The sequence below is a fragment of the Streptomyces sp. NBC_01669 genome, from assembly GCF_026339735.1.
In the GTDB taxonomy this organism is placed as follows: Bacteria; Actinomycetota; Actinomycetes; order Streptomycetales; family Streptomycetaceae; genus Streptomyces; species Streptomyces yanii.
The window spans coordinates 75,971-89,181 of sequence record NZ_JAPEQG010000002.1; the positions used below are offsets into that span (position 1 = coordinate 75,971).

The following is a 13,211-nucleotide window of genomic DNA, read 5'->3' on the forward strand; positions in this document are numbered from 1 at the left end:
GAGTAGTGCCCGGGTGGCCAGCACGAATGACCACGGGACCCCTGATCCGCAGGTAGAAGCCCGTTCGACCGGTCCGCGCCGGTATACCGCGGAGTACAAGGCGAGGATCCTCGCGGAGTACGAGACGTTGGACAAGAAGGGCAAGGGCGCTCTGCTGCGGCGGGAGGGTCTGTACTCGTCGTTGATCACGACGTGGCGGCAGCAGCGGGACAAGGGCGCCCTGGACGGGCTCGCCGCGTCGGCCGGACGGCCGAAGGCGGACCCGAGGGACAAGGAGATCGCGAAGCTGAAGGCGGAGAAGGCCCGCCTGGAAGCCGACCTCGCGAAGGCCCGCACCGTCATCGAGGTCCAGGGAAAACTCTCCGCGCTGCTCGACCAGTTCGCCACGGACAGCGCCCCGAACAGGAACGGCGAGAAGAACCAGTGACCGGGGCCCAGTTCGCGGCCGTGGCGTTCAACACCGCCCGCAACCAGGCCCTTGAAGAGCTCACCGGGCTGGTCGGACGCGTCCAGGCATGCGCCGCGCTCGGCGTGAGCCGTGCCACCTACTACCGCCAACACCGCCGAAGCCCCGCCCCGGCCAAGCCGCGGCGGGAACGGCGCCGACACCCCCGCGCTCTCGCACCCGAGGAGGAGATACGGGTCCTCGATGTGCTCCATTCCCCGGAGTTCGCTGACATGGCGCCCGCCGAGATCTACGCGGTCCTCCTGGACCGGGGTGTCTACCTGTGCTCGGAGTCGACGATGTACCGGCTCCTGCGACGACATGGCGAGGTCCGTGAACGCCGCCGTCAGGCCGTCCACCCACCCCGGACCGTTCCCGAGCTGGTCGCCGAGGGCCCGAACCGGGTCTGGAGCTGGGACATCACGAAGCTGAAGGGGCCGGTCAAGGGCGTCTACTACTGCCTCTACACGATCATCGACATCTTCAGCCGCTACACGGTCGGCTGGATGATCGCCGCCCACGAGAACAAGGACCTCGCCGAGCGGTTCCTGTCCGAGACGATCGCCAAGTACGGCATCGAACCCGGGCAGTTGACGATCCACTCGGACCGCGGGTCCCCGATGGTCGCGCAGAACGTCGCCCAGATGATGGCCGGTCTCGGCGTCACCAAGTCGCATTCGCGGCCGAAGACGTCGAACGACAACCCGTACAGCGAGAGCCAGTACAAGACCCTGAAATACCGGCACGACTTTCCCGAGCGTTTCGGATCTCTCGAGGACGCCCGGGCGTGGTGCACCCAGTTCTTCACCTGGTACAACGAGGAGCATCGGCACTCCGGGATCGGCCTGCACACGCCCTACGACGTGCACTTCGGTCTCGCCGAGCAGCTCCGCGAGATGCGTGCCGACGTCCTCCAGGCGGTCTACGCGAAGCACCCTGAACGCTTCGTCCGCAAGCCACCAGAGCCCCCGAAGGTCCCCGCAGCGGCCTGGATCAACCAGCCGGCACCAGACGGCCCACTGATCCCAGCACAGCGTTAGAACGATCTACCTGCCTTGATCGCTTTGACAGGTTCCGAGGCGATGAAAACGATCCGCACGAAGGCGTTCGTCATCCTTGACGGCACCCTGCTCCCGATCGACCGCATCGCAGCCCACACCCCGTACTACTCGGGGAAACACAAACGCCACGGCATGAACGCGCAAGTCCTCACCGGCCCGTTCGGACGCCTGCTCTGGGCCTCACCCGCCCCGCCCGGCTCGACCCACGACCTCACCGCCGCCCGACAGCACGGAATCATCGAAGCCCTCACCGATTCGGGGCTCAAACGCTGGGCGGACAAGGCGTATCAGGGAGCTGGCGGGCCCGTCCGGGTACCGTTCCGAGGCCGCCGCCTGAAGCGATGGAAGCGCCGCCACAACAGCAGCCACGCCAAGATCCGCTGCCCCGGCGAGCAAGCCATGGCCACCCTCAAGGGCTGGCGCCTCCTGCGAAAGCTCCGCTGCAGCACCAACCGCATCACCGACATCGTCAAGGCCGTCCTCGTCCCTCACCACACCTCAATCTGAGGTTGGAGAAGGCTCAGTTTTGTCTCGTATGACGGCGCCGCCCGGTAGGGCGTGCCCCCTTCGGAAACTGCTCGGTCTCGGCTACCGGCCGTCACATCGTCTCCGCAGGGTGCCTGTGACAACGAAATGGATGCTGGCCCCTGCTCGCCCTACCAACGGGCCAGCTTGCCCTGGTCGAGGAACCCCTGCCCCGCCTGCTCCACTGCGTACGCGGCCACAAGCCGGTTCCAGCTGTACCGACCCGGGCCGATCTCCGAGACGAGGTGCGCTCGGGTGAGGCGCGACAAGACCTTGCGGACCCGGCACTCGGGCCGTCCGGCCAGCTCCGCGACCTGCGATGCCGCGAACATGGGGTCTGGGCAGGCGCTCAGGTCACGGAAGAGCGCGGCTGTTTCCATGTCGAGCAGGCGGTACGAGCGGGTGATGGACTCGCGGACGTCGAGCGCCTGGTCCTCGTCGCTCGCGAAGGCGTCCAGAGTGCTGTGCTCCGGCGCCTCGTACTCGTCGGCCAGGCTCGCCAGGCGCAGCTGCGGTCGATAGGCCGCGCGGGCGGCGACGTTGGCCAGGGCCAAGGGGAGCTGCCCGGCCAGCCGGATGATGCGGTCGACGGCCTCTGGTTCAGCTGCTGTCCGCGCTGCGCCGAGTCGGCGCGCGAGGAGGCTGCGTGCGTCCGCCTGGCTCAGGGGCATGAGTGTCAGGGGAAGTGCCTGGTAGGCAGCGACGAGCGCGTGCAGTTGCATGCGGCTGGTGACAAGGGCCATGGAGCCGGGGCCTCCAGGGAGGAGATGCTTTAGCTGGTCCGTGTTCCATGCGTTGTCGAGCACGACGAGCACTCGGCGGTTGGCCAGCAAGCCGCGGAAAATGAGCCCCCGTGCCTGCGCGGTCTCGGGCATGTCCTCGAGGCGGACCCCCATGGACTGCAGGAAGTCCTCGAGCACGTGCGCGGGGTCCCGCGGCTCGGCCTCCGGTCCGGCTCCCTGCAGGTCTGCAAAGAGCTGGCCGTCCGGGAAGCGGTCAGCCAGACGGTGGGCGACGGTGGTGGCGAAAGCTGTCTTGCCGACGCCGGCCAGTCCGCCGACCGTGCAGATGGCCACAGAGGACGACGCCTCTGCATCGGCGACCAAGCGCTCGACCTGCTCCTGCTCTCTCTCGCGGCCGACAAGGCTCGGCAGGGCGGCTGGGAGCTGAGCCGGGGCGTGAGGCGGGAGCGTCTGTAGCGCGCCCTTCGGGCGGTCGGCGCTTTGCGGGAGCTGGAATCGTCCGGAGAGGATGCGCTCGTGGACTTGCTGCAGTTCCGGCGACGGGCTGACGCCAAGGCGTTGACGCAGCAAGTGACTGGTCGTGTGGTAGATCGTCAGGGCCTCGGACTGCCGCCCAGCACCGTAGAGCGCAGTCATGAGGAGGCTACATATGCGCTCTCGAAGCGGGTGCTCGACAAGCAGGGCAGACAGTTCTGCGGCGGCTTCGGTGTAGCGCCCTCTCTCCACTTCGCAGGCGAGCTGCTCCTCCGCACAGGCGAGGCGCAGCTCGCCGAGGACGCTGCGCTGCTGGCCCGCGAACGGCCCTGGGACCCCGGCGAGGGCCACTCCTTTCCACATCTCGAGGCCCTCGGTCAGCAGGCTCGCCGCGGACGCCAGGTCACCGGTGCCGCGGGCCTCCCTCGCCCTTGCCGTCGTCTCCTTGAACCTGTTCAGGTCCAGAGCGTCCAGTTGGATGCGCAGCAGGTAGCCCCCGTCGACCAGGCTCACGGAGCTGTCACTCTGCTCCCCCAGTGCCTGCCTGAGCCTGTAGACGTACGTGCGCACGGAGCCTACGGCCGACGGTGGGGCGTCGTCGCCCCACACGTCCTCCACCAGTTTCGAGAGGCTTACAGGCTTGCCTGCCCTGAGCAACAGCGAAGCGAGCACGGCACACTGTCTCGGCTGACCGGCTCCGGCCTCGACCCCCTGTCTGTGTAGCCGGACTGGGCCGAGCACTGAGAACCGGACGCCCGCATACATGGTGTCTACCGCCTTGGGGATCCTTGTGAGGCTTGACTGCTTGGCCGTCCGCAACGGACCGCTTTTCTCAAACGTACCGCAGATCGGCCCAATTTTCTGGCCTAAATGGTCCCCTCTTTGTTGGCCAGGCCCACTGGGCACCTCGCGCTACACGGCTGCCATGGCGCTGCGCTGGTGTGCCAGGACGGCGGCATCCTGGCTGCGGTCGAGCAACTCTTCATGACACAGCGGGCAGGCTCGCGCAGCCGCGACTGGTGGCGGTTGGCGAACCACTCGGTGACCTCCGGTGTGGAGGAAGGCATGCAGCGGCGAGCGGGCGCCCTGTCCGCGTTCCGTCCGGCCAGGGAGCTCGACGGAAAGCGACCTGCCTTTTACACAGGTGGCCGCCGCTTTTCGTTGGCGGCTGGGGCCGCATGCGGGCAGTGGGGCGCGCGAACGAACACGTCCACCCGGTAGGCGACCGCGACGCAACCGCCTGTGGCGCCGCACCGGGACTTCTCGGCGCGCCTCGTCCCGGACGGTTTTAGCGCCCTCTCGTGCCCCCTTCAGGCGGATTGCCGTCCTCGGCGGGCACGACATATGCCTTGATGTGGCCGATCGCCATGTCGAGGGCGATCTTCATGGGTTTGACGTCCCGGGCCGTCTGGGCAAGGAGGTAGCCGCCTTGAAGGGCGGCCATGAGGCCGGTGGCGAGCTCTCCAGCGTCCACGTCGGCACGGAGGACTCCCGAGTCCTTCATCCGCACGAGCCCGGCCTCGAGCAGCCCCTCCCAGGTGTCGAAGTACCGCGCGATCGCCTTGCGCGCCTCTTCGTCCTGATCGGCCAGTTCGCTTGCAAGGGAGCCGAGCGGGCAGCCGTACGCTCCGTTTCGGAGCGCGTTGTGTTCAATCACTGCGTCCCGCCAGCGCTCCAGCCCGCGGAGGGAGTTGAGCCGCCGCAGTAGCTGGTGCTGGCGTTCGAGCAGTTCTACAGCCTGCAACGCAACAACGTCCCGCACCAACGCATCCTTGTCGGGGTAGTGGCGGTAGAGCTGGGATTTACTCGTTCCGCTGGCCGCCCTGACATCGTCGAGGGTCGTGGGACACACGCCCTTGACGTACATCATGTCGGCGGCGGCCCTCAAAATGCGCTCTTGAGTCGCCCGCCCGCGCTCAGTCAACCGGGAGCCGTTTTTGTCGCTCGACTGTTCCGCCACACTGACCAGATTACCGGTGCGAACGCTAGCAGGATTCAGAGTGGACCTCAAGGTCCTTTTCTATCCTCCGACTCTCGGCCCATCCGACCTGCTAGCCATCGCCCCGAGCCTCACCGTCCCGAGGAGCCCACGACCGGAGAGCTGGAACCCGGCGCCCAGTCGACGTGACAGCCGAGCCGCGACCATGCCGGCCACCCGACCGAGCAGCCGAAACGGCCCGCTGGATGAACCGACGGACCACCACGCACCCCGGTGAACAAGGGGAAGCCACGGGGAATCCCGCACGACATCGCAGGTCAGCGACTCTGCAGGCCAGGCGCCATCCACGTACGCGATCTTCCAAACTAGGGCTCTGGGTGACTGCGGCCGGAGGGCACTTTCAGCGGCCGGCTTGGCCGAGTCACATCGAGAACACACCGCTCAGCGAATGAGCGAGAGGGGGGTCTTCGCCGTCATGTGCGTCGGATGATCAGCACGGCCACGTCGTCGAGGTGGTCTACCGCGACCGCGGCGTCGAGGATGCGGTCGGCGGTCTCCTCGGCGTTCAGTCCGTCGTGGACGGCTTGGGCGGCCAGCGTTCCGGCTCGCTCCAGTCCGGCGTCCAGTGTCAGGGTCGGTCCTTCGACCACGCCGTCGGTGACCATGACCAGCGCGGCGTCCTTGTCCAGTGTGAAGGTTTCTTCGGAGTAGTCGGCGTCGGGCAGGACTCCCAGCACCGGGCCGCCCGGCAGCTCACGGATGCTGTGGCTGCCGTCGTCGCGTGCGTACAGCAACGGCACATGGCCGGCGCTGGCGCCGGTGACCTGTCCGTCGTCCGGGTCGATATGCAGCATGGTGCAGCTGGAGAATCGTGCCGCGTCCATGGTGACGAGCAGCTCGTTGGTGCGTGTCAGCACGGTTGCGGGATCCGGTTCGTGGGCGGCGATCGCGCGTATGGAGGCGCGCACCTGTCCCATGGCTGCGGCGGCGTCCACGTCGTGCCCTTGGGTGTCGCCGATCTCCAGGGCGATGGCACCGTCGGGCATGACGAAGGCGTCGTACCAGTCTCCGCCGATGTCGAGCCCGTCTTGGCTTGGTCGGTAGCGGGCGGCGACCTCCAGGCCTGGGAGGTGCTCGGGCAGCGTGGGGAGCATGGTCTGCTGGAGCGCTGTGGCCAGCTCGACTCGTGCCTCTTGCAACCTGACGCGTTTCAGTGCCTGGCCTGCAAGGTCGGCAAGAGTACCCATGAGGGCCCGCTCATCCGGGGACGCGTGGTGTTCGCTGTCGTAGGTCACCAACCAGGCCCCGAGCGGCTGATCGCAGATCGGGCTGAGGGAGGTGATCGAGATGGCGTAGCCGGAGTCGAGCTGGTCGAAGTACGGCACCATGGCCCCGTGCGGCCAGCGGCGGATGTACTCCTCCTGGTTGGGAATGAACTGCGGCTCGCCAGTGCGGATCACATAGGGCAGCGCGCTGGGGGCATCCAGCGGCAGGCCGTGCAGGGCGGCCACCGGTATCGGGGTCCCGGCATCGGAGGACACGCGCAGGCGGCCTTGCGTGATGAACGCCAGCGCGGCGCCGGTACCACCGAAGGTCGCGGCGAGCCGGGTCAGGACGACCTGCCGTACTTCTTGCTCCGTGACTGCGGCCATCACGGCGGAGGAGAAGGCCGCGATCTCGTCGGCGCGCTGACGCTCAGCACTCAGCGCGACCAACGCTCCGCGTCGGCGCGCTTCCCCCTTGGTGTCGTCGCGGATCACTCCGAAGACCCGCTCAGGGCCGCCATACCCCAGAGTGATCCGACGGGCCTGGCAGACCAGATGGTGGCAGCCATCGCGCTCGGTAAGGAACCGCAACCTGATCCAGGGGGACCGGGCGGCCGTCGAAGTCACGAGCCGCCGCAGAGCCCCGCGGTCATCGGGGTGGGCTCGCCGAACCACCTCGGACAACGACATGGAGGCCTCCGGGAACAGCGCCGCCAAGGCGGGTGCGCCACCGAGCCACTCCAGCTCGTGCTCCTGGGGTGAATACATGCACAGGCCGAGGTTGGCGGCCTCGGCCGCCAGACGGAACGGGATCAACAGGCCGCCCCGGTCGTTTCCCGCGTCCAACGAGTGCACCCACACCAGCGGCTCGCCACCTACGGGATCGTGCACTGGTCGCGCCTCGGCAAGGCAGACGACGGATGCTGCACCTGGCCCGGGGAACTCCAGTACCCGCATCACGATCGTCTTCGTCGTGGCGGCGTGGGCCACGAGACTCTCGACCGCAGTCCGCTGGCTTACGGGCATCAGATCAACCAAGCCACGACCCACGCACTGCTCCACTGACCTGCCCAGTGTCCTGGCCATCGCCGCGTTGAGGCTGCGGATAGCTCCGTCCAGGGTCAAAAGAGCCGACGGTGTAGCCATCTGAAGAAGTTCGCCCGAGGCGTCCATTCGCCGCTCACTACCCATCGTCGAGCGATATGACCTCGTCGTCCTTCAACAACAGTATCTGCCGCAGCGTCCACCAGCAGTGGAATGCGACAGGGCGCAAAGCGGGACACCAGCCGACAGCAGGCTAGCCGTAGGGAGATTGCCGCTGTGGCGGATCGCTGGGAGGCGGACCGCGCGGCGATGCTCACCATCCCACCGGTCGGTCCGCCCGACTGGTGGCCGCTTCGCACCCGCCTGGGCCGCGACCACTACATCCGCCTCGACACCAACGGCTACTCCGTCCGCCCCCGCGCGATCGGTCACATCGTCACGGTCCGCTGCGACACCGAGGAGATCACCGTGACCTGCGGCGACGACCCGGTGGCTCGCCATGCGCGCTGCTGGGCCAGACACCAGTCGATCGCCGACCCGGAGCACACAGCCGCGGCCCGTCAGCTGCGCGAGGAGGTCTGGCAGCAGCAGGCCGCCCGCACGCCGCCCAAACCGCACTCCTCGCTGCGGACAGCCTCGGTATCAAGGTCGAACAGCGCGAGCTGGGCACCTACGACCGCATGTTCACGCTCATCGAGGGCGGAGGCGGAAAGGAGGAGACCTGATGGCCCGCACCACCGTCCAGACCGGCCAGAAGACCACCACGGCCGCCCGCTCGGCGGCTGGCCAGGCAGCCCGCACCGGCCGGCAGACCGCCGCCGACCTGGCCTTCCTCGCTCGCGCCTTGAAGGCCCCGGCCCTGCTTGACGCCGCCGAGCGGCTGTCCGAACGCGCCCAGGCCGAGTCCTGGACCCACCTCGAATACCTCGTCGCCTGCCTGCAGCGTGAGGTCGCCGCCCGCGAAGCCCACGGCGGTGAAGGACGCATCCGCGCCGCCCGCTTCCTCGCCATCAAGACCGTCGAGGAACTCGATCTCACCCACCTGCGCGATCTGACACGCCAACGACTCGCGCACCTGGGAACCCTGGACTTCATAGCGGCCAAGGAGAACGCCGTTTTCCTCGGTCCGCCGGGCACCGGCAAGACACACGTCGCGACGAACTCGCCGTCCGAGCCTGCCAGGCAGGCCACCGGGTCGCGTTCGCCACCGCCGCCCAGTGGGTCGACCGCCTGGCCGCCGCCCATCAGACCGACCGACTCCAGGACGAGCTGGTCAAGCTGGGCCGTTACCCACTGATCGTGATCGACGAAGTGGGGCATATCCCCTTCGGTGATCCGGTTCTGGCTCATTCTCCGATCCGCTAGGCGATCGACGTGCGTCGACGAGCTCAGGTGGCGACCCGCTCAGGGTCGGGTGAGGTCTGGATGACGGTGAGGATCATCATGATTACTCACCGTGCTGACTGTTCCCGGTCGTGTCGGTGTGCGGGTTGCGTGCAGCGAGGACAGTGCACAGGGTGGCGACGACGGCAAGTCCGCCGTATCCGAGGGCGATCTGCGGTAGCGAGAAGGCGCTCGAGAGTTGGCCGGAGGGCAGGACCGGCCGCTGTCCCGAGTTCTCACGGACGAACGCTGATGATCGTCTTCCCGGTGATCCGCTGGGTCGGATTGAAGGCGGCGACGGCGTCATCGAGGGTCGAGACCTTGCCGATGATTGTCCGCAGCCGTCCGTCCCGCACCCGCCGGACGACCTCACCCAGTTGGGCACGATCGGGCACGACAACGAAATCGATCGCCAGGCCGTCCGCGGGACGCACCTCAGGCGGCCCGGCGATGGTCACCAGCGTTCCTCCGGCTCGAATCAGGCCCGTGGACCGCTTCCCGATGTCTCCGCCGATGACATCGAACACCAGATCGACACCGCCGACCTCTTCCAGGACGTCGTTCTCCAGGTCGACGAACTCCCTCGCGCCGAAGCCAAGCGCCGTCTGTCGATCGGCGGTACGTCCGGTGCCTATGACGTAGGCGCCGGCCTCTCGTGCGAGCTGCGTCACCATCGACCCAACGCCGCCGGCCGCGCCGTGCACGAGGATGCTCTGCCCCGCCTGAAGGCGGCCGTGCTCGAACAGCCCCTGCCACGCGGTCAGGCCTGAAATCGGCAGGGCCGCGCCCACCGTGAAGTCGACGTCGCCCGGCAGCGGCGCGAGGTTACGCGCCTCGACAGCCGCGTACTCCGTCAGGGTGCCGTCGCGAGTCCAGTCCGCGAAGCCGAACACCCGCTGTCCCACCGACAGCCCCGTCGTGCCATAGCCGAGAGCGCTGACCACTCCGGCCAGCTCGTGCCCGGGAATCGACGGCGTCCGGTCGCGGCCGAGGCGATCGGTCCAGGTCGAGGGCCACGTCAGCTCACCCGGAGTGAATCCCGACGCATGAACCTGAACGACGACATCGTTCAGCGCTGCCTGCGGCTCGGGCCGCTCCACCAGCGTCATCCCGGCCGTTCCCGCGGCCTGATCCGTCACCACAATCGCCTTCATGGGAATTGCCTCCTCGGTCTGTCTCTTTGGTGGAAATGTTGCAGGGATGGAAAGCCCGTTCGACATCTAATGCCAGGGGCCACAGGGCGCAGCCGGCCGACCTGGACAGCGTCGGCCGGCGGCGTGCATCGATGGGTGCGTGTCGCTCACGGACGAACGCTGATGATCGTCTTCCCGGTGATCCGCTGGGTCGGATTGAAGGCGGCGACGGCGTCATCGAGGGTCGAGACCTTGCCGATGTTCGTCCGCAGCCGTCCGTCCCGCACCCGCCGGACGACCTCACCCAGTTGGGCACGATCGGGCACGACAACGAAATCGATCGCCAGGCCGTCCGCGGGACGCACCTCAGGTGGCCCGGCGATGGTCACCAGCGTTCCTCCGGCTCGAATCAGGCCCGTGGACCGCTTCCCGATGTCTCCGCCGATGACATCGAACACCAGATCGACACCGCCGACCTCTTCCAGGACGTCGTTCTCCAGGTCGACGAACTCCCTCGCGCCGAAGCCAAGCGCCGTCTGTCGATCGGCGGTACGTCCGGTGCCGATGACGTAGGCGCCGGCCTCTCGTGCGAGCTGCGTCACCATCGACCCAACGCCGCCGGCCGCGCCGTGCACGAGGATGCTCTGCCCCGCCTGAAGGCGGCCGTGCTCGAACAGCCCCTGCCACGCGGTCAGGCCCGGCATCGGCAGACTCGCGCCCACCGTGAAGTCAACGTCGGCCGGCAGCGGCGCGAGGTTACGCGCCTCGATCGCCACATACTCCGCCAGGGTGCCGCCCCGATGCCCGTCCGCGAGGCCGAACACCCGCTGTCCCACCGACAGCCCCGTCGTGCCATAGCCGCGAGCGGTGACCACTCCGGCCAGCTCTTGCCCGGGAATCGACGGCGTCCGGTCGCGGCCGAGGCGATCGGTCCAGGTCGAGGGCCACGTCAGCTCACCCGGAGTGAATCCCGACGCATGAACCTGAACGACGACATCGTTCAGCGCTGCCTGCGGCTCGGGCCGCTCCACCAGCGTCATCCCGGCCGTTCCCGCGGCCTGATCCGTCACCACAATCGCCTTCATCCGGCGCCTCTCTGTATCCAGTCCACGCCTGCACGGCCTTCTCGGTTCGACAGTAATAAGCGGCGCCAGACACCGGCGTCTTACCACGCTGATCGATAGGGGTGGGGCGCGAGGGAGTCGAGGAACAAGCGCAACAGCGAAATTTCGGTAAGACGGCGCGAAGGACCGACGCTCATCAGATAGGTGCAGAGGCAATCCGGTAGGCCTTCTCGCTCATCGGAATCGCGTGGTGCGCCACGGGGCGTGGGAGAGCCCATCCCACACACCGCGTTGAAAGGAACCCTCATGCATGACAGCTCGGCTTGTTGGCAAGACCGCACTGGTCACCGGCTCTGGCCACGGCATTGGCGCAGCGATCGCGACCGGACTTGCCCAGGCCGGAGTCGATGTCATCCTTCTCGCCCGCACCGCCGACCAACTCGACGAAACCGCCAACGCCATCAAAGCAAGTGCGTCGAGTGTTGAGGTTCGCATCGTGACTACCGATCTGACCAACGACAACCAGCGCACCACGGCCATCGACGACCTGCTGTCCGGCAGCCCGGTCGATGTTCCGATCAACAACGCGGCCACTGCCGAGCCCCTCGGCGCCCGCACCAGGATCAGTCCAGCGCAGCTACGGCAGGCCTTTGAGAATGATTTGATTCGAGCTGGACGAGGTGTGCGCCGTGCGCTGGCCAAAGCCGTGCGCGAAGCTGTCCGCACCGGCCATCTGGCCCCGGGCACACGGCTGCCCTCCTCCCGCCAGCTCGCCGCCGACCTCGGCCTTGCCCGCAACACCGTGGCTGACGCCTATGCCGACCTCGTCGCCGAGGGATGGCTTACCGCCCGCAGAGGCTCGGGCACACTCGTGGCAGACAGGATGACCACTCGGCCGATCTTGGCACGCTCGGCCGCCGAGCCGTCCGGCGACCCTTGCCACGACCTGATCCCAGGTAACCCCGACCTCACCGCTTTCCCTCGTGCAGCCTGGCTGAAGGCCACACGCCGCGCCCTGGCCGCGGCCCCCGACGACGCGCTCGGCTACGGCGACCCCCGCGGTCGGCCGGAACTACGGGCCGCACTCGCAGACCATCTCGCTCGAGCCCGGAGCGTGTACGTGAGTCCGGAGCACATACTGATCTGCGCCGGCGTCTCCCACGGCCTGCAGATCCTGAGCGGAGTCCTGGCCGGGCGGGGGGCGAGAAACGTCGCCGTCGAGTCCTACGGCCTAGACAGGTACTGGGGCCTGCTGGCGGCTGCTGGGCTGAAGACCCTCCCGCTTCCCTTGGATATCCACGGGACCGACCCGGTGCCGCCCGTCGGCACCGATGCGGTCCTACTCACACCGGCTCACCAGTTCCCTGTGGGCACGGCGCTGCAGCGCGATCGCCGGACGGCCGTCGTGGACTGGGCCAGACGGACCGGCGGCTTGGTCCTGGAGGATGACTACGACGGTGAGTTCCGGTTCGACCGCCAGTCTGTCGGGGCGCTCCAAGGACTCGACCCCGACTGCGTGGTCTACCTGGGTACCGCCAGCCAGACCCTTGCTCCTGGCTTGCGGCTGGCCTGGATGGCGCTGCCTCCCACGCTCGCTGAGGAAGCCGTGGCGGTCAAGGGGCAGATCGACTCGTGCGAGGTATTCAGCCAGCTGACGATGGCGGAATTCATCACCTCCGGCGCCTACGACCGTCACGTACGTGCTGCCCGTCGGCGCTACCGCGATCGACGAGACGCTCTCGTCACAGCCCTGGCCCAGCACGCCCCAAAGGTGCGCGTCATCGGGACACCGGCTGGCCTGCACACCGTGCTCGGTTTGCCGCCCGGGACCGAGCAGCGGGTCCTTCAGTCGGCAACCCGGCAGGGCCTCAAAGTGGCTGGCCTGTCTCAATACCGCCATGAACGGTCCCTGAATGCCATGGCCGATGCCCTCGTCGTTGGATACGGGGTGCCCTCCGACGCTGCGTGGCCTCAGGCGCTCTCCGCACTCGTGCGGATCCTTTCCTGACGCGCCCCCGAATAGCCGGGCACCCGGACTGATCTCTTTGTGGGTACGGCGTCACCTCACGCCTGCCTGGGCTGCACCGTCAAGAAGGCAGGCGCGGACTCATGACGTGCATATTCGGCGGCACCGC

General features: G+C 67.8%; 6 protein-coding genes and 3 pseudogenes. 4 read left to right on the forward strand and 5 right to left on the reverse strand.

Annotation, left to right across the window (positions count from 1 at the left end; translation table 11 throughout):
• Nucleotides 1–13: 13 nt before the first annotated feature.
• Together OG972_RS41230 and OG972_RS41235 are read left to right on the forward strand one after the other, a co-directional pair.
• Nucleotides 14–1,485, forward strand: a pseudogene (locus OG972_RS41230) (IS3 family transposase).
• Between the two features lie 3 nt (nt 1,486–1,488).
• A pseudogene (locus tag OG972_RS41235) lies at nt 1,489–2,013 on the forward strand (transposase family protein); the annotation flags it as partial.
• Between the two features lie 149 nt (nt 2,014–2,162).
• Here OG972_RS41235 and OG972_RS41240 read toward each other — a convergent pair.
• From OG972_RS41240 to OG972_RS41250, 3 genes are all read right to left on the reverse strand, one after another.
• Nucleotides 2,163–3,920, reverse strand: a complete 1,758-nt coding sequence (locus OG972_RS41240; RefSeq protein ID WP_266991297.1) for a BTAD domain-containing putative transcriptional regulator — start codon at nt 3,918–3,920, stop codon at nt 2,163–2,165.
• Between the two features lie 616 nt (nt 3,921–4,536).
• Nucleotides 4,537–5,208: a TetR/AcrR family transcriptional regulator gene (locus tag OG972_RS41245; RefSeq protein WP_266991299.1), complete on the reverse strand. Its 672-nt coding sequence runs from the start codon at nt 5,206–5,208 to the stop codon at nt 4,537–4,539.
• 452 nt (nt 5,209–5,660) lie between these two features.
• Nucleotides 5,661–7,643, reverse strand: a complete 1,983-nt coding sequence (locus tag OG972_RS41250) for a SpoIIE family protein phosphatase (RefSeq protein ID WP_323135976.1) — start codon at nt 7,641–7,643, stop codon at nt 5,661–5,663.
• Nucleotides 7,644–8,220: 577 nt separating this feature from the next.
• Here OG972_RS41250 and OG972_RS41255 point away from each other — a divergent pair.
• Nucleotides 8,221–8,861, forward strand: a pseudogene (locus OG972_RS41255) (ATP-binding protein).
• 254 nt (nt 8,862–9,115) lie between these two features.
• Here OG972_RS41255 and OG972_RS41260 read toward each other — a convergent pair.
• Together OG972_RS41260 and OG972_RS41265 are read right to left on the reverse strand one after the other, a co-directional pair.
• Nucleotides 9,116–10,033 carry an NADP-dependent oxidoreductase gene (locus OG972_RS41260; RefSeq protein ID WP_266991303.1) on the reverse strand — a complete coding sequence of 306 codons (918 nt, stop codon included), beginning with the start codon at nt 10,031–10,033 and terminating at the stop codon, nt 9,116–9,118.
• Nucleotides 10,034–10,179: 146 nt separating this feature from the next.
• Nucleotides 10,180–11,097, reverse strand: coding sequence for an NADP-dependent oxidoreductase (locus OG972_RS41265; protein ID WP_266991305.1), 918 nt, complete (start codon nt 11,095–11,097; stop codon nt 10,180–10,182).
• Nucleotides 11,098–11,386: 289 nt separating this feature from the next.
• On the opposite strand from OG972_RS41265, the gene OG972_RS41270 reads away from it, so the two are divergent.
• Entirely contained in the window at nt 11,387–13,084 is a 1,698-nt protein-coding gene (locus OG972_RS41270; RefSeq protein ID WP_266991306.1) for an aminotransferase class I/II-fold pyridoxal phosphate-dependent enzyme, read from the forward strand.
• The last annotated feature ends 127 nt before the right edge of the window (nt 13,085–13,211 follow it).